Source organism: Romboutsia hominis, assembly GCF_900002575.1.
Lineage (GTDB): Bacteria > Bacillota > Clostridia > Peptostreptococcales > Peptostreptococcaceae > Romboutsia_C > Romboutsia_C hominis.
Map to the genome: position 1 here is coordinate 2,571,658 of NZ_LN650648.1, position 24,676 is coordinate 2,596,333.

Annotated in this window: 21 protein-coding genes and 2 other annotated features; of the genes, 1 reads left to right on the forward strand and 20 read right to left on the reverse strand. The window is 29.2% G+C overall.

Features of this window, described 5'->3' with window-relative positions; all coding sequences use genetic code 11:
- Positions 1–66: 66 nt before the first annotated feature.
- The 10 genes from FRIFI_RS12495 to infC form a co-directional block, all read right to left on the reverse strand.
- Positions 67–2,478, reverse strand: coding sequence for a U32 family peptidase (locus FRIFI_RS12495; protein ID WP_166506020.1), 2,412 nt, complete (start codon positions 2,476–2,478; stop codon positions 67–69).
- Between the two features lie 107 nt (positions 2,479–2,585).
- The gene (locus FRIFI_RS12500) at positions 2,586–3,185 is read right to left on the reverse strand and encodes a cell division protein ZapA (protein ID WP_092923503.1); all 600 of its coding nucleotides are present in this window, start codon (positions 3,183–3,185) and stop codon (positions 2,586–2,588) included.
- 18 nt (positions 3,186–3,203) lie between these two features.
- Complete coding sequence (gene pheT, locus FRIFI_RS12505) at positions 3,204–5,594, reverse strand: phenylalanine--tRNA ligase subunit beta (RefSeq protein WP_166506021.1); 2,391 nt, start codon at positions 5,592–5,594, stop codon at positions 3,204–3,206.
- Between the two features lie 15 nt (positions 5,595–5,609).
- Positions 5,610–6,629 (reverse strand): phenylalanine--tRNA ligase subunit alpha, encoded by a 1,020-nt coding sequence (gene pheS, locus FRIFI_RS12510; protein ID WP_092923498.1) that lies wholly within the window; start codon positions 6,627–6,629, stop codon positions 5,610–5,612.
- A 54-nt stretch (positions 6,630–6,683) separates the two neighbouring features.
- Positions 6,684–6,915: a binding site (T-box leader), on the reverse strand.
- A 54-nt stretch (positions 6,916–6,969) separates the two neighbouring features.
- On the reverse strand, positions 6,970–7,767 hold the full coding sequence (locus FRIFI_RS12515; protein WP_166506022.1) for a TrmH family RNA methyltransferase: 798 nt from the start codon (positions 7,765–7,767) through the stop codon (positions 6,970–6,972).
- 2 nt (positions 7,768–7,769) lie between these two features.
- On the reverse strand, positions 7,770–8,441 hold the full coding sequence (locus tag FRIFI_RS12520) for a potassium channel family protein (protein WP_166506023.1): 672 nt from the start codon (positions 8,439–8,441) through the stop codon (positions 7,770–7,772).
- Positions 8,442–8,494: 53 nt separating this feature from the next.
- Positions 8,495–9,871: a TrkH family potassium uptake protein gene (locus tag FRIFI_RS12525; RefSeq protein WP_166506024.1), complete on the reverse strand. Its 1,377-nt coding sequence runs from the start codon at positions 9,869–9,871 to the stop codon at positions 8,495–8,497.
- A 298-nt stretch (positions 9,872–10,169) separates the two neighbouring features.
- Entirely contained in the window at positions 10,170–10,526 is a 357-nt protein-coding gene (rplT, locus tag FRIFI_RS12530; RefSeq protein WP_092923489.1) for a 50S ribosomal protein L20, read from the reverse strand.
- A 58-nt stretch (positions 10,527–10,584) separates the two neighbouring features.
- Complete coding sequence (rpmI, locus tag FRIFI_RS12535; protein ID WP_092923487.1) at positions 10,585–10,779, reverse strand: 50S ribosomal protein L35; 195 nt, start codon at positions 10,777–10,779, stop codon at positions 10,585–10,587.
- A gap of 27 nt (positions 10,780–10,806) precedes the next feature.
- The gene (infC, locus tag FRIFI_RS12540) at positions 10,807–11,334 is read right to left on the reverse strand and encodes a translation initiation factor IF-3 (RefSeq protein ID WP_442971103.1); all 528 of its coding nucleotides are present in this window, start codon (positions 11,332–11,334) and stop codon (positions 10,807–10,809) included.
- A 399-nt stretch (positions 11,335–11,733) separates the two neighbouring features.
- Here infC and FRIFI_RS12545 point away from each other — a divergent pair, with 399 nt between their 5' ends.
- Positions 11,734–13,137 (forward strand): ATP-dependent metallopeptidase FtsH/Yme1/Tma family protein, encoded by a 1,404-nt coding sequence (locus FRIFI_RS12545; protein WP_166506025.1) that lies wholly within the window; start codon positions 11,734–11,736, stop codon positions 13,135–13,137.
- Positions 13,138–13,183: 46 nt separating this feature from the next.
- Here the strand turns inward: FRIFI_RS12545 and thrS are convergent, their stop codons facing one another.
- The 10 genes from thrS to nth all read right to left on the reverse strand — a co-directional run bounded on the left by thrS (position 13,184) and on the right by nth (position 24,603).
- Positions 13,184–15,103: a threonine--tRNA ligase gene (thrS, locus tag FRIFI_RS12550; protein ID WP_092923477.1), complete on the reverse strand. Its 1,920-nt coding sequence runs from the start codon at positions 15,101–15,103 to the stop codon at positions 13,184–13,186.
- Between the two features lie 128 nt (positions 15,104–15,231).
- Positions 15,232–15,450: a binding site (T-box leader), on the reverse strand.
- A gap of 52 nt (positions 15,451–15,502) precedes the next feature.
- Entirely contained in the window at positions 15,503–16,105 is a 603-nt protein-coding gene (locus FRIFI_RS12555) for a DUF445 domain-containing protein (RefSeq protein ID WP_092923474.1), read from the reverse strand.
- Positions 16,106–16,243: 138 nt separating this feature from the next.
- Positions 16,244–17,017 carry a putative sporulation protein YtxC gene (locus tag FRIFI_RS12560; protein ID WP_092923471.1) on the reverse strand — a complete coding sequence of 258 codons (774 nt, stop codon included), beginning with the start codon at positions 17,015–17,017 and terminating at the stop codon, positions 16,244–16,246.
- A 169-nt stretch (positions 17,018–17,186) separates the two neighbouring features.
- Positions 17,187–18,122 carry an ABC transporter permease gene (locus tag FRIFI_RS12565; protein ID WP_092923468.1) on the reverse strand — a complete coding sequence of 312 codons (936 nt, stop codon included), beginning with the start codon at positions 18,120–18,122 and terminating at the stop codon, positions 17,187–17,189.
- On the reverse strand, positions 18,122–19,213 hold the full coding sequence (locus FRIFI_RS12570; RefSeq protein WP_092923465.1) for an ABC transporter permease: 1,092 nt from the start codon (positions 19,211–19,213) through the stop codon (positions 18,122–18,124). Before FRIFI_RS12570 ends, FRIFI_RS12565 begins: the two co-directional genes overlap by 1 nt.
- A complete protein-coding gene (locus tag FRIFI_RS12575; protein WP_092923462.1) occupies positions 19,206–20,774 on the reverse strand; it encodes an ABC transporter ATP-binding protein in 1,569 nt (522 codons plus the stop codon). Before FRIFI_RS12575 ends, FRIFI_RS12570 begins: the two co-directional genes overlap by 8 nt.
- Before the next feature lie 276 nt (positions 20,775–21,050).
- Positions 21,051–22,100 (reverse strand): BMP family lipoprotein, encoded by a 1,050-nt coding sequence (locus tag FRIFI_RS12580; protein ID WP_166506026.1) that lies wholly within the window; start codon positions 22,098–22,100, stop codon positions 21,051–21,053.
- 319 nt (positions 22,101–22,419) lie between these two features.
- Positions 22,420–23,268, reverse strand: coding sequence for a DegV family protein (locus FRIFI_RS12585; RefSeq protein WP_092923456.1), 849 nt, complete (start codon positions 23,266–23,268; stop codon positions 22,420–22,422).
- Positions 23,269–23,306: 38 nt separating this feature from the next.
- Entirely contained in the window at positions 23,307–23,777 is a 471-nt protein-coding gene (gene trmL, locus FRIFI_RS12590) for a tRNA (uridine(34)/cytosine(34)/5-carboxymethylaminomethyluridine(34)-2'-O)-methyltransferase TrmL (RefSeq protein ID WP_092923453.1), read from the reverse strand.
- Between the two features lie 199 nt (positions 23,778–23,976).
- The gene (gene nth, locus FRIFI_RS12595; protein ID WP_092923450.1) at positions 23,977–24,603 is read right to left on the reverse strand and encodes an endonuclease III; all 627 of its coding nucleotides are present in this window, start codon (positions 24,601–24,603) and stop codon (positions 23,977–23,979) included.
- Between the last annotated feature and the right edge of the window lie 73 nt (positions 24,604–24,676).

A 24,676-nucleotide genomic window follows, 5' to 3' on the forward strand; every position in this document is an offset into this window, starting at 1 on the left:
TATAATTTTTTAAGTAAATATATTTGATATTGTTGATAATACATATACTTACTATACAAATTTAATTTATTCTACTCCCTTGTAATAATGACCTGCACTTACACCTTTAGCATCTAATTCATTATAAAGTTTTGTAGCTTTACTTCCTAATTTGTAGTTGTTGCTTAATACTTCTTGATATGCCTCTATTACCTTCTTAACAGTTTGACTATCTTCTAATGTAAAATCTAATCTAAATGTATTTATACCTATTTCATTTAGTTCGTATAAGTTATCTAACATACAAGTAACATTTGTATTATATATAGTTGTTCTACAGAATAGATCTTGTGATAATCTAAACTCTTCCCCTTTAGAGTTTCTTAGTGCATATGTGCTTTGGCTACATTTAGCAACTCTTTTATCTTTTTTGCAATCTCGAACTACTACTCCCATTGGACAGTATTCTGTTATCATAAGTGGAGTATATCCATAAACCACAGATTCTATATTAATATCTGTATATTTTATTGTTTCTCTTATTTCATTTATGTTTAATTCCTGAGATATACAAAGATTAGTTGCACCTATTTCTTTAAAGTAATTTATAGTTTCACTATTGAATGCATTTAAGTAGTAATCTATATTTAGCTCTTTACCTTTAAAATAATCTATAGCTCCCCATATACCTACTTGTATAGAATTTACTCCTATATTTTTAGCTTTTTCTAATTGCTTGTATTCCTTGCCTCTTATTATTCTAGGAGCTGAATATATAACTTTTATATTATATTTTAGTCCAGCTTTTATAGCTTCTTCTAATGTTTTAGTATCTTCATAATATATTTTATCTATACCGCACTCAAGTGCACTTTGTAATTGTTCTAAATTTTTAACTTTAACAGATAAATTACTTACCGTATCTCGATTAAATTTAATTGGATTATATGATAATCTTCTATTTTTAAAATCTCTATTTTTTATTTTAACTCTTTCTTTATCTAAAAGCTCTATACAATCTCTTCTCATTTGATTTAGTATACTTATTGGTAAACTTACATTTTCATCTAATTCTATATTTACACTATCCATTTCATAAGGAGTATTACCTAATTTTCTAAGCTGAGTTTCTATTTTTTCCTCACTTAAAGCTACCTTCATAGCCTCTTCAACTATTTTGTCTCCTTCTATTGTGGCAGTATTTCCTTTTTTATCAGCTAATGTAAGTATTGGTTTTTTATCTAGCTTAACACTTATATATGAATCTATCATGTTTTTAACAAATTCTTTATCTTGAGTAAATGTAGCTTGTACTCTATCCATAAGTTCACTATCTGATGTTTTAAATACTATTTGATTTCTTTTAGCTTCACCTATAAAATCTAGTTCTATTATCTCGCCCTTATATCCTATAGTATCTATCTCACCATTTTTGATGATTCTTCCTATAGTTCCACCACCAAGATTTATTCCATCGCCTTTTTTAAGTGTATTTTCAAGTCTTATCTTTAGTCTTTTAGCTTTTTTATTGTAATCTAATACCTTACCTAAATATAATCCTTGATTATTTGGAAGTTGTGAATTCATTACATCTGCGCCAACTTCTCCTAAAATAAGTCCTTTTGTAAATTTTCTATTAAATATAGTGTATAAATCACTTATTGTTTCATCTGAAACATTCACTTTTTTAGTTTGTAAGTATTCATCTATAGTTTTTCTATAACTCTCTATAACAGTAGCTACATACTCAGGTCTTTTCATACGACCTTCTATCTTAAGAGAATGAACTCCTGCATCTATTATTTTATCTATTTCTTCTATTGTGCTTAAATCTCTTGGACTTAATAAATAGTCTCCATTGCTATTTACTACTTCTCCAGTATAAACATCTAAAAGTTCATATCTTTGTCTACATGGTTGAGCACATCTTCCTCTATTTCCTGATCTGTTACCTATCATAGAACTCATTAAACATTGTCCAGAATAGCATACACACAGTGCTCCATGAACAAATACTTCTATATCTGCTTTACAGTTATCACATATATATTTTATTTCATCTACTTTAACTTCTCTTGCTAGTACTACTCTATCAAATCCAGCATTTTCTAGATATCTAACATCTTCTAAAGAATGTGCTACCATTTGTGTACTTGCATGTATTTCAAAATCAGGTAACTCATTTTTAATAATTCTAGCTATACCTATGTCTTGAAGTATAACTGCATCTACATCTATGTCGTATAGATATTTAGCATACTTAAAAAAATCTTCTATTTCATTTTGTTTTATTAATGTATTAGCCGTTACAAAAACTTGTACTCCTCTTATGTGAGCATATTTTACTGCTTCTCTTAATTCTTCTCTATCAAAATTATTTGCTGATGCTCTAGCACTAAATTCTTTTCCTCCTAAGTAAACTGCATTTGCACCATTTTGAACAGCTGCTTTTAACGCTTCAAAGGAACCAACGGGTGCTAATAATTCTATGTCTTTCATACTTCTCCTCCTATACGTAATATTTTTTCTATATTTATAATGTCCCTAAGTTTTAAAATTAAAACCTTCAGGTCCCCCTGAAGGTTTAATTTTAAATATAAGTAAACTTATTTCATTGCTCTAAGATATTTTAATTCATTTTCTATTTCAATTTTTTCTAATTGTAATTTATATGCATCATTTTGGAATTTAGAAGAAAGTTGTTCTGCAACATTAGCTTTTTCTTCTGCCATTTCAACAGATGATTTAAGCTCTTTTATTTCATTTTTTAAATCTTCAACTTCTTGTTTAGATAAATTAGTGCCATTTTTTAGTTGCTCTATTTCTTTCTTTTGTTCCTCTATTAACTTATTAAGTTCTTCTATCTTAGATATATGGTTCTTATTTTCTTTATCTTTGTTTTCTAAGTGGTATTCAAGCTCTTTTATTTCAAGCTTATATTCTTCCCCACTATTTCCAACTTTTTTCTTTAATTCTTCATTTTCTTTTTCTACTTTTTCTAGTGTATCTGCACAATCAAACAATTCATCTGTTATATTTATAGCTGCTAATATAGCTACTTGAGATGAGCTTAATCTTTTATTAGCCTCACCTATTTTATTCATTTCTGTATCTACAAATGCTGCTACACTTATCATATGTTTTTCAGATTTTTCTCCAACCATAGGATACTCTGCACCATGTATCTTAACGGTAACTTTGTTCATACTAATATCCCCCTTGTATTAGTTAGATCTTAGTGTTGCACCTAATTTTTCACTTAACTCATTTAATATTTTATCGTGTACTTTTGCCACATCTTCATCAGTTAAAGTTTTCTCTATACTTCTATATGTTATAGAGTATGCTATAGACTTGTATCCTTCTTCTATTTGAGCACCTTTATATACGTCAAATAATTTGTAGCTTTCAACTAATCCACCTGCATTAGCTTTTATTATATCTTCTATTTCTTTAACATATACTTCATCCTTAACTAATAAAGCTATATCTCTTGATGTAGATGGATACTTAGGTAATGGAGTATAAGTTTTTTCTGTTGATGTATTTTCAAATACAGATTCTACATTCATTTCACAAACATAAACTCTTTGTCCTAAGTTATAATTTTCTATTACGTCTGGATGTAATTCTCCAAATGTACCTATGCATTCTCCATTAAACATAACTTTAGCACATCTTCCTGGATGGAATGTTGGGTTAGTTTTTTCTGGTTCTATTTCATATCCTTTGAACCCTACATTATTTAGTACACTTTCTACAACACCTTTTATAGAGAAGAAATCTACATCTTTTCCATACATTCCTATACAATATTTCTTCGTTTCTACTGGTAATCCTTCTTGTGGTGTAAATGTATTTCCACATTCAAATGCTGATACTTCTTCAACTTTATGAGCTACATTTGTAGATAATACTTCTAACATATTAGGTATTAGTGTAGTTCTCATAACTGAAGTTTCCTCACCTAATGGATTCATTAGTTTTACAAAGTTTCTTCTAGAGTCTTCAGATGATAAATTTATTCTATCAACACCTCTTGGGCTTACAAATGAATATGTTAATATTTCATTTAAGCCTGCTGCTATTGAACTAGATACTATCTTATCTGTGAACTTTTGTTTATCAGTTTTTACACCTGCTGTAGCATTTCCTTCTAAAGTAGCTGTTGGTATATTTTCATATCCGTATATTCTAGCTATTTCTTCTAATATATCTGCATCTTCAGCTATATCTAGTCTAAAGCTTGGAACTTCTAATTCTAATTTTTCAGAAGATATTAGGTTACATTTAAACTCTAATCTTTCTAATATGCTTATAAATTGGTCCATTGGTACGTTAACACCTAATAATTTGTTTATTCTCACAGGGTTAACAGTTATCTTTTGAACTCCTTCTTTTACTGGATAGTAGTCAAGCATTCCGTTAAGAACTCTACCACATCCTAATTCTTCTATTAATTGACAAGCTCTATTTACAGCAGTCTCTGCTAAATTAACATCTATACCTTTTTCGAATCTTGATGAAGCTTCTGTTCTAAGTCCTAATTTTTTAGATGTAGCTCTTATACTTTCTTTTGCAAAGCTTGCACCTTCAAGGAATATTGATGTAGTTGTATCTTTAACCTCAGAATTTTCTCCACCCATTATTCCCGCTAAGTCTAAAGTTTTTTCTTCATTTCCTATAACTAACATATCTGATGTTAATTCTCTTTCAACACCATCTAATGTAGTAAACTTTTCACCTTGCTCAGCTAATTTAACTGTCATTTTATTGTATTTTATATCTTCTAAGTCAAATGCGTGAAGTGGTTGACCTAGCTCTAACATAACATAGTTAGTTATATCTACTATGTTGTTTATTGGTCTCATTCCAGCTTCTATAAGTCTTCTTTGCATCCAGTATGGAGATGGTCCAACTTTAACGTCTTTTACAACTTTTCCACAATATCTCTTACATAAATCTGTTTGAATATCTATTTCAAATTGCATTTCTTCATCAGAACCATTTACTTTTATTTCTGGGAATTTTAATTCTTTTCCTACGGTAACAGCAGCCTCTCTTGCAAGCCCTATTATAGATCTACAATCTGGTCTATTAGAAGTTATTTCAAATTCTATTAATGCATCGTTTATTCCTAAAACTTCTCTAACATCTTTTCCTAATTCAAAAGATTCTTCATGGTCTAATATATATATCCCATCTTTTTTATGTTCTTCAACGTATTGAGAAGGTATAGTTAATTCCTCTGCACCACAGAACATCCCTTCTGATAATACTCCTCTTAACTTACCTTTCTTTATTTTGAAATCTCCAGGTAATACTGCACCTATTCTAGCAACTGGTACATAGTCTCCTACTTTTATGTTAGTTGCATTAGTTACTATTTGAAGTATTTGTCCATCAGCTACTTCAACTTTTGTTACTTTTAATCTATCTGCATCTGGATGTTGTTCTATTTCAAGTATTTTACATACTTCAACTCCATTTGTTTCTTTTCCAAAGAACTCTACTTTCTCAACTTTTGATCCTGTCATAGTCATCATATCAGCGAATTCTTGTGTATCTAAATCTATATCAACGTAATCTCTTAACCATTTTAAAGGTACTAACATCTTAAATCCTCCTAATTAAAATTGATTTAAAAATCTCATATCATTTTCAAATAATAGTCTTATATCATCTATTTCATACTTAAGCATTGTTATTCTATCAAGTCCCATACCAAACGCAAATCCACTATAAATTTCTGGATCTATTCCACAGTTTCTAAGTACATTTGGATGAACCATACCTGCTCCTAGTATTTCTATCCAACCTTCACCTTTACACATTGGACATCCTGCTCCTTCACATTTAAAGCAAGTAACGTCTACTTCTGCACTTGGCTCTGTGAATGGGAAGTTGTGTGGTCTAAACTTAGTTTTTGTATGCTCACCAAATAACTTCTTAACGAACATATCTAAAGTTCCTTTTAATTGTGCCATTGTTACATCTTTACCAACTACAAGCCCTTCAACTTGATGGAACATTGGTGAATGTGTAGCATCTGGAGCATCAAATCTGAAACATCTTCCTGGAGATATTATTTTTATTGGTAACTCTTGACTCTTCATTGTTCTAACTTGAACTGGTGAAGTTTGAGTTCTAAGTAATAACTCTTCATTTATATAGAAAGTATCACTCATATCTCTAGATGGATGATCTTTTGGTGCATTTAATGCATCAAAGTTATTTTCTATAGTTTCAACTTCTGGACCTTCTGCTATAGAGAATCCCATTCCTATAAATATTTCATTTACTTCATCTATTATTTGAGATATTGGATGCTTTTTACCAACTTTAACTGGTCTTGATGGCATAGTTACATCTATAACTTCTTCTGCTAATTTTCTTTGTTTTTCTGCTAACTTTAACTCTTCTTTCTTTGAAGATATAGCACCTTCTATAGCCGCTCTAACTTCATTAGCAACTTTACCTATTACAGGTCTTTCTTCTGCTGATAATTTACCCATTTCTTTTAGGATTGATGTTATCTCACCTTTTTTACCCATGTACTTTACTCTTAAACTTTCAACAGCTTCTATACTAGAAGTATCTTTAATTTCATTTAATGCAGCTTCTTGTAAATTAAGTAATTTTTCTTGCATTATATTAATTCACCCTTTCGCAGTTTTTTGTATAAAAAAAGTCCTTCATCCCTATCTAGGGACGAAAGACTATTATTCGCGGTACCACCCTAGTAGCTTAATAATTAATAAATTATTAAACCACCTCTAATAAACTTAACGCGTTTTAACGTTAAAGCCTACTGTAATTTCAGCTTTAATACTCCAGAGGGAACTTCTTTTGGATACTTAGAAAGTACTCTCAGCCTACGGTACTTATCTCTGTACTAAGTTAATTCAAAATACTTTTCTCTTTCATAGTATTTGATAATATTGTTTTTGCGTTTAATTATATCATACTATGTATAATGTTTACAAGGTGTTACACTAAGTATTTCTTTATTTCGTACATTAATATTGCAGAGCTTATAGCTGCATTTAATGATTCTGCATTACCATATATAGGTATTTTGACCAACATATCAGATTTTGATACTAGTTCATCATTTATTCCATTGGCCTCATTCCCTATTACTAAAGCTGTCTTGTAATTATATTCAACTGTGTTGTAGTAATTATTTGTATTTAAATAGCTTGATACTATATCAAAATTCTTTAATTTTAAAATTCTTAGAGCTTCTTCTTGAGTAGCATGTATTATATTCATATCAAATATAGAACCCATAGTAGACCTTATAACCTTTGGATTGTATATATCTACACATCCTTTTAATGCAATTATTGCATCTACCCCTGCAGCATCTGCTGTTCTTATTATCGTACCCATATTACCTGGGTCTTGTATTCTATCTAATATTAAAACAAATTTATGCTCATCTTTTAAATACTCTTCTATATTTCTTTGTTTAAAGTTTACTACTCCTAAAATACCTTGAGTGTTTTCCGTATCTATTAATTCATTGAATATTTTATTAGTCGTTTTATAAATTTTTATATTATTAGTTTTTAGGGTATCTAAAAATTTAAGATGTTCTTCTTTATTTTCAAAATCTTCATTTATAAATACATAATCTAGACTAGCCTTACATTCTACTGCAAGAGTTAGTATTCTATATCCTTCAATTATAAATTTAGATTCTTTATTTCTATTTTTAGTCTTAAGTAGTGATTTCGTATATTTTACTTTATTATTATCTTTAGCTGTTATTATTGTAGGCATTATTACTTTCTCCTAATAAATTCTTCATTTTCTGATGCGATAGTACTTATATGGCTATTTTGACCTATTACAACCAAAATACTACCTGCTTTTAACTCTTCATCTGGAGCTGGAGTAACATTTATGCTCTTACCTGTTTTTATAGCTAATACAGTTATTTCAAACTTAGCTCTTAAGTTTAATTCAACTAAAGTCTTTCCTACCCAACTATTTGGTGTTACTATCTCTACAATTGAATAATCTGGATCTAATTCTATATGATCTAGTATATTATCAGAAACTAAGTTATGTGCAACTCTAACACCCATATCTCTTTCTGGGAATACTACCCTATCCGCTCCTATTTTATATTGAACTTTAGCTTGTAGTTCATCTTTTGCCTTACATACTATATGAGGTACACCCATTTCTTTTGCTATAAGTGTAGCCATTATAGATGCTCTTATATCTGAACCGATGGCAACTATTGCAACATCAAAGTTACCTAGTCCTAAAGATCTTAATGACTGCTCATCTGTTACATCTACTATAGCAGCATGAGTTACTTTATCTGCTATATTTTGTATAATTTCTTCACTTTTATCTATAGCCATCACTTGATGACCTAAAAGATGCATAGTTGTAGCAACTGATGCTCCAAATCTTCCACAACCTATAACTATATATTGCTTCATTTCCTTCGTCCTCTCCACACTTAAATTATTCTTTACTATAAGTAAAGGCTATATTATCCAACTATTATCTTCCCTTCAGGGTATCTTATAGGAGGATTATTCTTTGTTTTTCTAGACATTATCGCCATAAATATTGTAAGAGATCCAACTCTTCCCATAAACATAAATAACATTATAAATATTTTTCCTAATGTACTTAAATTAGGACTTCCACCTAGACTTAATCCAACTGTAGCAAATGCTGATACTACTTCAAACCCTGCTTCTATTAAACTAAAACTTGGGTCAGTTATAGTTATAATTATAGTTCCAGATAAAACAACAATTATACCTATAAGAAATATTCCTAATGATTTTCTAACTATTGATGTTCCAATTCTTCTTGATCCTACTTCTATATCTTCTTTTCCAAGTATAAATGATTTAACAGTTAGAACTAAAGTAGCTATAGTCGTAACCTTTACACCACCACCTGTAGATGCAGGAGATGCACCAATAAACATTAGTATTATCATTATAAATAAACTATTCTCATGCATTGCCGTTAAATTGACTGTATTGAATCCTGCTGTTCTAGTTGTTACTGATTGGAAGAACGATGCAAGCATTTTTCCACCAAATCCTAACTTTCCTATTGTTTTAGGATTGTTGTATTCTAATACTAAAATAAGTAACATACCTACTAATATTAATGACACTGTTGTAATTAATACTATTTTAGAATGTAAATTTAATTTAGATAATTTTCTATTTTTTATTATATCTAAAATTACAGGGAATCCTAATCCCCCAAATATTATAAGTAATGAAATTGTAACACTTACTGTAAAGTTATTTACATAGTATGTTAATGATGTAAACTTACCTGAAACTGGCCCCATTAAATCAAATCCTGCATTACAAAAAGCTGAAATAGCATGAAATATACTATACCAAGTTCCTTTTAATAGCCCAAATTGAGGTATAAATACTGTTGATAATATTAATGCTCCTATACCTTCTATGGTAAATGTCATTAATAATACATACCTTGTTAACTTAACTAAGCCTGACAAATCAAATTGATTTAAAGATTCTTGGATTAATAGTCTTTCTTTCAGATTTATTCTTTTCTTAGTTATAAGTGCAAATAGCGTGGTTATTGTCATAAATCCTAAACCACCAATTTGAATAAGTAGTATTATTACTACGTGTCCAAATCCATTCCAATAAGTTGCCGTATCTGCCATTATTAATCCTGTTACACATACAGCTGATGTTGAAGTAAATAAGGCATCTATAAATCCGATGCTTTCTCCGCTTTGAGTTGCTATAGGAAGATTTAATAGAAGCGCTCCAATTAATATAACGCTAGCAAACCCTAAAACCATTACTTGAGTTGGTTGCATTTTATTTATAAGAGCAATAAATCGCTTAAATATGGTCTTCATCTGTATTTATGCCTCCTTCTCACTTTATAGCTAATAAGTTTTTTCTCATTAGATACATCCTTCTTTTCAATTATTACTATATTATATTCCAAAACCTATATAAAAACAATAAAGGATATGTAAATTGGCCTATTTAAAATATTCACAATTTATAAACTTCCTTTACATATTTTTAACAAAACGTATTCATATTATATAATTTTTTATTTTTTTATAGAGTATAAAATCTATAATTTTATGGATATAAAAAAAGCCTTTGAATTTTATTCAAAGGCTTTTTATGAACTTAACTATTTAATTAAGCTAATTTTGACTTAGCAACTTCTACTAATTTAGCAAATCCTTGAGGATCGTTTATAGCCATTTCAGATAACATCTTTCTGTTAACTTCAACACCTGCTAATTTTAATCCGTTCATGAATCTTGAGTATGATAATCCATGAGCTCTAGTTCCAGCGTTTATTCTTTGTATCCAAAGTTTTCTGAAGTCTCTCTTCTTTAACTTTCTTCCTATATATGCGTTCTTTAACGCCTTCATTACGAATGTATTAGCTGGTCTGTATAACTTGCTTCTAGATCCTCTGAATCCTTTTGCAAGCTTTAATATTTTCTTATGCTTTTTACGAGCGTTCATTGCTTTTTTAACTCTTGCCATCTCTGTGACCTCCTTTGTTTTTCTCTTTTAAAATTTCTATTTTAATTTAATCCGATTTTTAGTATGGTAATAATTGTGCTATTCTTCTAGCATCACCTTCACTAACTATTCCTGCTTTTCTTAATTGCATCTTAGTTTTAGCAGCTTTCTTAGTTAATATATGTCTTCTGAAAGCTTTAGCTCTCTTTAATTTTCCACTTCCAGTTTTTTTGAATCTTTTAGCAGCTCCTCTATGAGTTTTCATTTTAGGCATTTTTATTTCCTCCTCTCAGTTTATCATCTATTTTTTTGGATCTATGATTACAACCATGTTATTGCCCTCAAATTTTGGTGGCTTTGCTGGTTCTCCAAACTCTTTTACTATATCTATAAACTTAAGCATTACTTCTTTTCCAAGATCTTTATGTCCTAATTCTCTACCTCTAAATCTTAGCTCAACCTTAACTTTATCTCCTTTTTTAAGGAACTTTATAGCGTTGTTAGCCTTAGTATTTAAATCATTTGATTCTATACCTGGTCTAAGTCTTACTTCTTTAACAGTTACAACTTTCTGCTTTTTCTTAGACTCTTTTTCTTTTCTAGCTTGTTCGTACTTATACTTACCATAATCCATTATTCTGCATACCGGTGGTTGTGCATTAGGTGATATCATAACTAAGTCTAAGTTTCTTTCGTTAGCTATTAATTGAGCTTCTCTAGCTGACATTATTCCTAATTGTTCTCCATCATGTGAAAGAACTCTTATTTCTTTTTCTCTTATTTGTTCGTTGATTGCTAATTCCTTGCTAATGGTAGGACACCTCCAAATTTTTTATATAAAATAAAAGGCGAATGATATAATCACCCGCCATATAAGTCAACAAATTTATATAAACCTAAACATATTGAAATAATATATTTAAAGTTTTGAACTTATATTTACCAGACAACCTAAGTCGAAAGGTGAGAAGCGGACTTCTACTTGCTTTTGTTATTAATTACTCTATATAATATATCACTTCTAAATATTATTTGCAACTATTTTTTTATTATTTTTTAAATTTTTTAATTCTCATAATATGTATAACTAACCTAAAATTTATATTCTTAGTAATGATTAAACAAAGTTTTGGTTATACTTAAATATAAACAAATGATTTTTCGATGGTTTTTGGTTTGTTAGAAATTATAAAACCAATAAACAATTTTTTATCTGAGGTGTATGACTATGAAAATGTTAGACAATTTCTTTAAAAAGATTAACAAACCAGTACCTGTATTTGCTCAAACTAAACTTGAGAAAGAATCTCCTAAGGAAGACTCGGCTTCTACTAAACCTAAAACTACATTTTGTGATGTAGCTGGTTTAGATGAAGTAAAAGAAGAGTTGTTTGAAATAGTAGATTTTATGAAGTCTCCTGATAAGTACAAAAAAATGGGTGCTAAAATACCAAAAGGAGTATTATTTTATGGACCTCCTGGTACAGGTAAAACATTACTTGCATCCGCTGTAGCTGGTGAGACAAATTCATCTTTTTTCAATGTTACTGGTTCTGAGTTTGTTGAAAAATACGTTGGTGTAGGTGCTAAGCGTGTAAGAACACTTTTTGAAAAAGCTAGAAAAGAATCTCCTAGCATCATTTTTATAGATGAAATAGATGCTATTGGAGCAAAAAGACATCTTGAAAGTAATAACGAAAAAGATCAAACACTAAATCAATTATTAGTTGAAATGGATGGATTCACTAAAGACTCAAATGTCATAATAATAGGAGCTACTAATAGACTTGATCTTTTAGATGAAGCTCTCCTTAGACCCGGAAGATTTGACAGACATATACACATAGGTTCTCCTAACTATCATACTAGATGTGAAATTTTAAAAGTTCATACAAACAATAAACCTCTTGATCCATCTGTAGATTTGGAATTACTTGCTAAGAAAACTCATGGATTTAACGGTGCTCATCTTTCAAATATAGCTAATGAAGCTGCTATATTTGCAGTTAGAGATAATAGTGATGTTATAACAACTGATCACTTTGATAAAGCACTTGAGAGAGTTATTGCAGGACTTGAATCTAAAAACTCTAAGTTAATAGAAAAAGAAAAACAAATAGTATCTTATCATGAGGCAGGACATGCTATTGTTAGCAATATACTTGGAATTTGTCCTATACAAAAAATATCAATAATACCTAGAGGACAAGCATTAGGGTATGTTCTCCAATTACCTGATGAAGATAGATATATCTACACAAAAGAAGAATTAATTGGTAAAATGAAAATTTTATTAGCAGGTAAAGCATCTGAAGAAATAATTTTTAATCATAAATCAACAGGCGCAAAAGATGACTTAAAAAAGGTAACAGATATAGCAAATCAAATGGTTTGTGAGTATGGTATGAGTAACTTAGGATTTATGACTATAGATGGAAATGTAAAAACATTTATGTCTGAACAAGTTCAAAAAGAAGCCAATGATATTGTCCAAAATTGTTACAATGAAACTTTAAGTCTTTTAAAGGATAATATAAATGATCTACATGTAGTTTCTAAACATTTATTTGATAATGAAACTATGACTCATGAAGAATTAAAGTCTTTGATAACTAAACAATTTATAAATTAATCAAAAAAGGGTATTAATAAAATTTTATTAATACCCTTTTTCTTTATTAGGCTAACTCTATATTAGTTCTTTCTTCTATTTCTTTTAATATAGTTTCTAAGAATTCATTTAAGTCTAAGCTTCCTATTTCTCCATTATCTCTTGATCTAACAGATACTTTCTTATCAGCTTCTTCTTTTTCTCCTACTATTAACATGTAAGGTACTTTTTGAAGCTGAGCTTCTCTTATCTTGAATCCTGTTTTTTCTGCTCTATCATCTATTTCAACTCTTATACCTTTGTCAAATAAAGCTTTTTTAACTTCCTTAGCATAATCATTGTATTTATCTGATATAGGTAATATCTTAACTTGAGTTGGAGCTAACCAAACTGGGAATTTACCAGCATAGTGCTCTATTAATATACCTATAAATCTTTCTATACTTCCGAATGCAACTCTGTGTATCATTACTGGTCTATGCTTTTCACCATCTTGACCTATATAAGTTATATCAAATCTTTGAGGTAATTGCATATCTAATTGTATTGTTCCACATTGCCAAGTTCTTCCTAAACAATCTCTTAAGTGGAAGTCTATCTTAGGTCCGTAGAATGCTCCATCTCCTGGATTTAACTTATATGGTAAATTTAACTCTTCTAAAGCTTCTCTTAATCCATTTTCAGCTACTTCCCACTCTTCATCAGTTCCTATAGAAGATTCTGGTCTAGTAGATAACTCCATATGATATTCGAATCCAAATACCTTATAAACACTATCTATTAATGAAACTACACCTTTTATTTCATCTTTTATTTGTTCTGGTAACATGAATATATGTGCATCATCTTGAGTAAATGCTCTAACTCTCATAAGTCCATGTAATGCTCCAGATAATTCATGTCTATGAACTCTACCTAATTCAGCAACTCTCATAGGGAAATCTCTGTATGAATGTGGCTTGAAGTTGTAGAATAACATTCCTCCCGGACAGTTCATTGGTTTTATAGCGAAATCTTGCTCATCTATACCCACAGTATACATATTTTCTTTGTAGTGGAACCAGTGACCTGAAGTTTCCCATAATTGTCTGTTTAATATTATTGGAGTTTCTATTTCTACATAGTTATCTTTTCTATGAACTTCTCTCCAGAAGTTTAATAATGCATTTTTAAGTTCCATACCTTTTGGTAGGAATAATGGGAATCCTGGACCTTCTTCTGGTATGAAGAATAACTCTAATTCTTTACCTAATTTTCTATGGTCTCTCTTTTTAGCTTCTTCTAACATGTGTAGGTATTCTTCTAAATCTTTATTCTTTTCGAAAGATATTCCGTATACTCTTTGAAGCATTTTGTTCTTTTCATCTCCACGCCAGTAAGCTCCTGTTACATTTAATAACTTAACTGATTTTACCTTCTTAGTTGATGGTAAATGTGGCCCTCTACATAAATCAGTAAAGTCCCCTTGCTTATAGAAAGATATTACTTCCCCTTCTGGTAACTCTGATATAAGCTCTACTTTATAATCTTCACCATTTTCTTTAGCCCAAGCTAAAGCTTCTTCTCTTGGTAATTCAAATCTTTCTATAGCTAAATCTTCTTTAGCTATTTTCTTCATTTCTTTCTCTATTTTTTCTAAATCTTCAGCTGATAATCTGTGCTCTAAGTCTATATCATAGTAGAATCCATTTTCTATACTTGGTCCTATTGCAAGCTTAGCTTCTGGATATAATCTCTTTATAGCTTGAGCTAACATATGAGCTGATGTATGTCTAAATACATCTTTTCCTTCTACATCATCAAATTTAAATAAGTTTAATTCACAATCTTCATTTATTTTATAGTCTAAACCTACTACTTCTCCATTTACAGATGCTGCTACTATAGCTCTAGCTAAGCCTTCACTTATAGATTTTGCTACATCCATGATAGAGATACCTTGTTCAAATTCTTTTACTGAACCATCTTTTAAAGTTACTTTAACCATTTTTGTTACCTCCTCTATTATTTTTTAATTTATTTCCTATTTATTTAGATATACTGATATCTAAATATAATTACCTAAATCATTTTTATTATTTCATGAAATTAAAAAAACTCGACCCAAATATATATATTTGGGACGAGTATAAATTCGCGGTTCCACCCAAGTTGATGTATATAATACACCCTCTTAAGACGACTATAAGGTAGTCAACCGAATACTTTCACATATGCTACTAAATTCTGCTCCAAGGTAGTTTTCAAATAGACATATTTAGACGAGCTTTCAGCCGGTGACTCATCTTCTCTGGAAATTGTTTCTATTTTACTTGTCCTTTTCATCGCAATTTCTATTAAGTTAGTATCATTATATCAGATAGTAATAGTTCTATCAACCATAATATTATAGAATTACTATTATTATTCCTTGCACTATTCCTATTGCAAAACCTAATACAAATCCTAAGATCTCTATATGCTTTAATTCATTTTTAGCAACTTTAAGAATTATTTCTTCTAATTCATATAAGTCAAGTTCATTAATCTTATCTTCTATCATTTGCTGGATATTTATTCTTTTACTAGCCTTATTTATCATTTCACTACTTAAATCATCTATACTATTTTTTATTTCTTCTTCTATCATATCTGATACATAAGATTGTATAAGATTTTTTATTGAACTTGGTGCAAATGACATTTTTTCATTTAATATACTTTTTATTTTAATTTGTATATACTCTGCTATTTTATCCTTATCTTCATCTGTAATAACTTGATTAAGTATTTCATCAATAGATAAAAATTCATCTTGTATAATCTCACCTATATTAGTTGCTATTTCACTTCTTCTTTTTGGTATTATACCGATTATTTCTGTATTAATTATAGGTATTTTTATTGGATTAATAGGCCTAAATATTAACTTTATTGCTATTATATTAGTAATATATCCTATTACGCCCCCTATAATCGCAAGTATTAAAACTTTTAATAAATTATCCATTTTGCAATCTCCTTACTAATATTAATTCTGTCCATATCTTACATAATTATAAGCTTTTTCATTTAATAAATAAAGCTATCTAATTATTGTATAATATTAACATAACTTACATTAGTTAAGAAGAATTATCTATATTCTTTAATTTTGATATACTATACTAACCTTATCTCCAAATATAGATTTTATGGTATTTATCATTTCTTTAGATATATTATTTTTTAATGTATCTAGTATTTCTATTTTCTTAGGGCATAAACTTAGTAAAGTGCTTATTAAAAAATCTTCTGAATTTAAGTTTTCTTCTATAACCATATTTACAATATCTTCATTATTCATTTCATTTATTCTATTGCCATTTTTATCATATATAAGAAAAGTATCTTCGTCTTTTATATGCACTTTCACTAAGTCAATTTTATCATCTTGAATTTCTATAAAATATTTAAGAACCTTTATAAATTCATCTTGGTCCTTTTTAATTATGTATTCTTCTACTGCCCTATCTGTTACAGCTAATATGTATTTTTTAAAATTTTTCATCCTAAAATTAACAAATCCATCTAAATTTATGTAGTCATTTGTCCTTATATAATCTAGCAGCTTTTGCCGTATGGATTCTTCTATAAATGGTTCCTTATTTTTTAATATTTCTAAAGAATATATATATATTTCATCTTTTTCATCTGGATAAATATTACTATATTCCTTATCTATATGGTCTTTTAATATTTTATCTCTTATAATTTTCATTACTATACTAGATATCCCATTTATAGTAGATTTGTTATTCTCATTAATATCAAGTTCAATTTCTACAATTTCATTATCCTCTGATATATTCTTGCTTTTAGAAAAAATATTTTTAGCATAAAGTTTTTCTTCTGATAATAAACTCACTTTTATTGTCTTCATACCTAACTTGTGATCCTTTCTTGATTTAAGAGGAACCTAGATAATTATTTCAAGATAGTTGTTTATATCAATATATCTTATAGATTTTATTATATGTGTTTTTATATTTTTAATTCATATTATATTAATTTTTAAAAAAAATGATAGCTTTAAGCTATCATTTTTTTGATTATCTTTCACCTTTTTTATAAGGGTTACCAAGTGCTGCTGGTGCTTTAGAACTCTTAACGAAGATAACTAAAACTATTAATGTTACAACATATGGTATCATAGATAATAAGTTTTCATTTATGCTAAATGGCAATGACGGATTACCAAAGAATACTGATAATGCTGTAGAGAATCCAAATAATAGACAAGCTACCATTGCCCATTGAGGTCTCCACTTACCAAATATAACTGCTGCTAATGCTATATATCCTTGACCTGATATTAATGTAGGTCTGAATGAAGAAACAACAGCTAAACTCATTGATGCTCCCCCTAAACCTGCTAATATACCAGATATTATAACTGCTGCATATCTTGTTTTAGCAACACTTATACCTAATGTATCTGCTGCACCTGGATGTTCTCCAACTGCTCTAACTCTTAAACCAAATTTAGTTTTATATAGTACATAATAAACTACTGCAACTAATATAAATGCTAAAAATACTGTTGCATATGAATTAAATATTGTATCTAATATACTTCCTGTTTCAAATAAACCATGTAAAGGTCTTGGTATTTTATTTTCCATTGGTATTGTTGGTGTCATTGTTGCACCATCAAACATTATCTTAGATGTAAATAATGCTACCCCAGGAGCTAATAAGTTTATTGCAACCCCTGATATTGTGTGGTCTGCATTACAAGTTATTGTTGCAAATGCATGTATTAAAGCAAATAGTCCACCTGCTAATCCACCAATTAAAAATGCTATCCAAGGATTTCCTATAAGAACACCTGCTGCTGCTGCTGAGAATGCTCCTATTGTCATCATTCCTTCTAGTCCTATATTAACTATACCTGAATTCTCTGAAAATACTCCACCTAATGCTGCAAATATAAGGGGCGTAGAGTACATTAAAGTGGTACTAATGATTAAAGCTAAATCTTCCATTATGCAATTCCCCCTTTATTTTTTTTATCTCTCATTTTTATATATAAATTTCTTAATACACTACTTAATGCTATAAAGAATACTATAGATCCTATAACTATATTTACTACTTCTGAAGGAGCCCCTATAGCTTGCATCTTAGTTGATCCATACTTAAGCCCTCCGAATAATAATCCTGAGAATATAACTCCAATTGGATTACTATTTGCAATTAAAGCAACTGCTATACCATCAAATCCATAACCTTCTTGAGCTGCTAATATTGTTATGTTATTTGATACACCCATAACTTGTATAGCTCCAGCTATACCAGCAAGTAAACCTGCTATTGCCATTGATTTTAATATTGCTGAGTTAACATTTATACCTGCATATTCAGCACCAAATTTGTTGTATCCAACTCCTCTTAATTCAAAACCTAAAGTAGTTTTAAATAATATGAATGCTATTATTAAAACAAGTATTATTGATATAACTATACCCCAGTTAACTTTAGTAGCTGGTCCTACTAATCCATTTAACCAACTTATACCTATGCTAGCCGAGTCATGTATACTAATTGATGCTTCACTGTTTGGTCTAGCTAACCAAGTATTTTTTATCATATAGTTACTTAAGTAAAATGCTATCCAGTTAAGCATTATAGTTGATATAACTTCATTTATTCCAAACTTAGATTTTAACCAACCAGCAAATCCCCCCCAAACAGCTCCAGCCAATGCTGCTGCTAAAAGAGTAAGTGGTACGTGTATTATTGCTGGTAATTGTACCCCAGCTCCTACGATAGTTGCTACTAAAGAACCTACTATAAATTGCCCTTCAGCTCCTATGTTGAATAGTCCTGTTCTAAATGCAAATGCAATAGATAGACCTGTTAATATAAGTGGCGTTGATCTTATTATAGCCCAAGCTATAAACTTTGGTTTTCCAAATACACCATCTATCATAGCTGAATAAGCTTCTATTGGATTAAACCCTGCTATTATTAATGCTATTGCTCCTACTAATAGTCCTAAAACTATCGAGATAATAGAAAATAAAATAGTATTATCAGCTAAAGATAGTTTTTTCTTATTTACCTTACTACTCATTATCTTCACCTCCAGCCATCATTAATCCTAATGTATTTTCATCTGCATCTTTTGCATCGACGATTCCAACTATTTTTCCTTCATATATTACAGCTATTCTGTCTGATACATTCATAACTTCATCTAGTTCTAATGATACTAATAGTACTGCATTTCCTTCATCTCTTTGTTTAACTAATGCTTGATGAACGAACTCTATAGCTCCAACATCTAATCCTCTTGTTGGTTGAGTTGCTATTAATAATTGTGCCTCTTTAGTAGTGGCTCTTGCTACCTCTATATTGTCAACCTCTCTACCTATTATAACCTTTTGTTGGTTACCTCCAGATAAAGCTCTTGATTTAACAGTATGATCTGTAGGTCTTACGTCAAATCTTTCTATTATTTCATCTGCATATTTTTCTATTGCAGCTTTATTTAATATTCCATTTTTAGAGAATCTCTTATCTTTATAGTTTTGTAAAACTGTATTTTCTGCTACTGTGAAGTCTAGTATTAATCCTCTCTTATGTCTATCTTCTGGTATATTTTTAATACCATTGTTAAACATTTCTTTTGGATTTTTATTTAATAATTCTTTTCCATTTATTTTTATACTTCCAGATTCAGCTTTTCTAAGGCCTGTTAAAGCCTCAACTAATTCTGATTGCCCATTTCCATCTATACCAGCTATCCCTAATATTTCACCAGCTTTTACTTCTAACGATAATTCATCTACTACTGATATTTTTCTATTGTCTTTAACAGTTAAATTATTTATCTCTAAAACAACATTACTTGGCTTAGCTTCCTTTTTGTCTACTTTAAAGTTAACTTCTCTACCAACCATCATAGCTGCTAAATCATCTTCTGTAACATCTGATACTTTTACTGTATCTATATATTTACCTCTTCTAATTATTGTACAGTGGTCTGCAGCTGCTTTTATCTCTTTTAATTTATGAGTTATTATTATTACTGACTTACCTTCTTTTGTTAAGTTTCTTATTATTTGTATAAGTTCTTGTATTTCTTGTGGCGTTAAAACTGCTGTTGGTTCATCTAGTATTAATATTTCTGCCCCTCTATATAATGCTTTTAGTATTTCTACTCTTTGTTGCATACCAACTGATATATCTTCTATCTTTGCATTTGGATCAACATATAGACCATATTTTTCAGATATAGCTTTTACATCATCAATAGCCTTGTTTATATCTACAGCTCCAAGTCCTTTTGTAGGCTCAGTACCTAATATTATGTTCTGAGCTACTGTAAATGGTTGTACTAACATGAAATGTTGATGAACCATCCCTATACCATTTGCTATAGCAACATTTGGATTATCCATTTCAACTAATTTACCATTTATGTATATTTCTCCTGATGTTGGTTGGTATAATCCATATAATATGTTCATTAAAGTAGATTTACCCGCTCCATTTTCACCTAAAAGAGCATGTACTTCCCCTTTATGTACAGTCAAATTTATATTATCATTTGCGACAAAGTTTCCGAATTTTTTTGTTACATTTTTCATTTCTACAACTTTTTGACTGTAGTTAACATTACTATTATTCATCGCTCTTTCTTACCCTCCTTAATTTAAATTTCTAGTATTTTTATTATACTAAAATATCGTATATATAACAAACTATTTTAACTATTTTTGATAAAAAAGTCATTTTTTATCGCTTTTTGTTGTACATTATATATAAATTAAAACTTATTTATACATCATATTTATCTAATTGTATGGAAAATACGATTTATTACATAGTTTTATTCTTTCCAATTTATATATAATTTATTTTTAAATATTAAAGGCTATCCTATTCTTACAGGATAGCCTTTAATGTTATTTATTTAATTCTTTATATTCTTTTTCATTTTGTGGAACTTTTATTTCACCAGATTTTATTTTTTCTGCTTCTTTTTGAACATATTCTAAAACATCTGGTGGAACATTCTTATCACTAGTTGGAGCTATTCCAACTCCATCCATGTCTAGTGTGTTTACTATAACTTGTCCACCTTTATAAGTTCCATCCATCATAGACTTAACTAAGTTAAATACTGCAACATCTATATTCTTCATAGCTGAAGTTATTACATTGTTTGGAGCTAACTTGTTTTGGTCTTGGTCAACACCTATAGCTTTTTTATTATTTTCTTTAGCTGCTTCTATAGCTCCTATACCTGCAGCACCTGCAGCAGAGAATATGATATCTACATTATCTTTGTGCATTTGATTAGCTATAGACTTTCCTAATGCTGAATCAGTAAAGCTGTTTGCATATTGAACTACTACTTTTGCATCTGGGTTAGCAGCTTTAACACCTGCTCTATATCCGTAATCAAATCTATCTATAACTTCTCCTTCTACACCACCTATGAAACCAACTTTATTAGTTTCAGTCATTTTACCAGCTATTAATCCTGTTAAATAAGCTGATACGTTATCTTCAAATAATAATGATGTAACATTTTTTGGTTGTTTTGGATAAGCAGCATCTATAAGAGCAAATTGATTTTCTGGATAATGCTCAGCTGCTTCTTTTATAGCATCTGCTAATTTAAATCCTACACCTATTATTAAATCCATATCTTGATCTACAAATGTTTCTATATTTGGAACATAGTCAGCATCTTGCTTAGATTCTAAGTACTTAACTTCTATTTTATCTCCGTACTCTTTCTTAGCTTTCTCAAGGCCTGCCCATGCAGATTGGTTGAATGATTCATCGTTTACTCCACCAACATCAGTAACCATACCTACTCTAATTACTTTTTCATTCCCCTCAGCAGCCTCTGAAGAGTCTGCATTCTTGCTAGATGAGCATCCAACTAACATACTAGCACTCATAACTACAGTTAACCCTAAAGTTAATAACTTTTTAAGTTTCATGTATTTCCTCCCAATTTTAAATATAGTGTACTATTTATTTATATTGTACACTATTTTAAAAACTTTTTCTACATAAAAATTTATTTTTATGGCAAATTATATTATTTTTCTTAAAAATTTGTGTTTAAGACTTATTTTAAACATAATAATTCATTTATTAATTAAATATATATGTAAAATATAATTTATATATCACTTTACAGAAAATATTATTATTTAATTTCAAACTATTAGTTTTAAGCCATTTTATTTTATTAAGTCATTATAAGTAGAAAAATAAAAAAAGAGTCTTAAGCTTAAGACTCTTTTTTATGTTACACTATTTATTTTTAATGCATACTATTCCAGTTAATCCTGGACCTGCATGAGAACCAACACAAGATCCTATTTGGAAATATAGTATATCTTTTGGATTAAATTCAGCTTTAACAGCTTCAGTTAATCTTTCTCTTTCTTTAAAATCATCACTGTATCCAATACATATTGTTTGGTCTTGTAGATTTTCTCCACAATTATCTTTTACTAATTCTATCATCTTAGATATGACATTCTTTTTGCCTCTAACTTGGCAAACTGGAGCAACTAAACCATTTTTTATATCTAATATCGGCTTAATATTTAATATACTTCCTATAGCCGCTTTAGTTGAAGATATTCTTCCACCTTTTTGTAGATATTCTAACGTATCTACTGAGAATAAAACATAAGTCTTATCTCTTAACTCTTCTATGGCTTTCATTATCTCATCTATATCATATCCTTCTGATGCCATTCTTGCAGCTTCAACTACTAATATTCCTATAACATAAGAAAATGCTTGAGAATCATATGTATATATTTCTCCATCTGTATCATTTTTAGCCATAACAGCACTTTGATAAGTTCCTGTTGCAACTGATGAACCTGCTATATATAGTACTCTTTTTCCTTGATTAACGTATTTTTCAAATACTTCTTTAAATTGAGCATATGTAGCTTGAGATGTTTTTGGATATACATTCTCTTCCCTAAGAGTTTTATAAAATTCATCATTTGATATATCTACACCATCTTTATATTCTTTTTCATTTAAGATTACAGTTAATGGTACTACTTCTATATCATATTTTTCTATTAATTCATTAGGTATATCTGATAAACTATCACATATTATTTTTATATCTTTCATGTACTTCCCCCTTATTACTTTATAGTAAGGTTAGTTTATTATCTCATTTTTGGATAATCTAATTGTCTTAATGCTTCATAAACAACTATAGCAACTGAGTTAGATAAATTTAACGACCTTGCTTTCTCAATGTCTAACATTGGTATTCTTATACATGTTTCTAAGTTAGCTTCTATTAATTCTTTTGGTAATCCTTTTGTTTCTTTTCCAAAAACTATAAATGAATTATCTACATAATCAACATCTGAGTGAGCTTGATTGACTTTAGTAGTTGCGAAGAAAAACTTACCTTCAGGGTTTTTTTCTACAACTTCTTCAAAGCTATCATAATACTTTATATTGGCTATATCCCAATAGTCAAGTCCGCTTCTTTTTAAATACTTATCTTCTAGAGAAAATCCTAAAGGTTTAACTAAGTGTAAGTTTGTGCCTGTTGCTGCACATGTTCTTATTATGTTTCCAGTATTTTGAGGTATCTCTGGCTCTACTAAAACTATATTTAATGACATATTTTCCCTCCTTACTTATTTAAATAACAACTATACTTACCTATATTAAAGTACGTTCAATTTTATTATGCCTTATCACTTAAAACTCTAATATTCTAAATTATATTATAACAGAAATTACGTTTATAACAATAATGCAGTCTTCTAATTTAATTCTTCATAAAAACATAAAAACCTCTTGTATTTAAAACAAGAGGTCCTATTTATTTTCTTTATAGTACTTACAATACTTTTGTATAGGACATATTTCACACTCTGGCTTTCTTGCCTTGCATATTCTTCTTCCATGAAAAATTAATAAATGATGAGAATGAGACCATCTTTTCTTAGGTATAACTTTCATTAATGGAAATTCTGTTTTTTCTGGAGTTGTCGTATTTACCATACCTATTCTATTAGCAACTCTAAATACATGAGTATCTATAGCTAAAGCATCTTGTCCAAAAGCATTACTAAGTACAACATTAGCTGTTTTTCTTCCCACTCCAGGCAACTTAATTAATTCATCTAGGCTATCTGGAACTTGTCCATTATAAAGTTCACAAATTTTAATTGATGTTTCTTTTATTTTTTGAGCTTTGCTTTTGTATAATCCACAACTTTTTATTTCTTCACTAATTTCTTCTATGCTTAATTTAGCAAAAGCTTCTGGAGTATTATATTTTTTAAACATCTCTTCTGTTACCTTATTTACTCTAACATCTGTACATTGAGCTGATAGTATTGTAGCAATCAAAAGTTCAAATGGCGTAGTATAATTTAATTCACATTTAGCATCAGGATAAGTTTCTTCTAATATATCTAATATCTTATTTATATTTTTCATCTTAGACTCCCTCATTATCTTGTATATTATTTATTATTTATATTATTTTTATATATATGTGTAAAATTTTAAT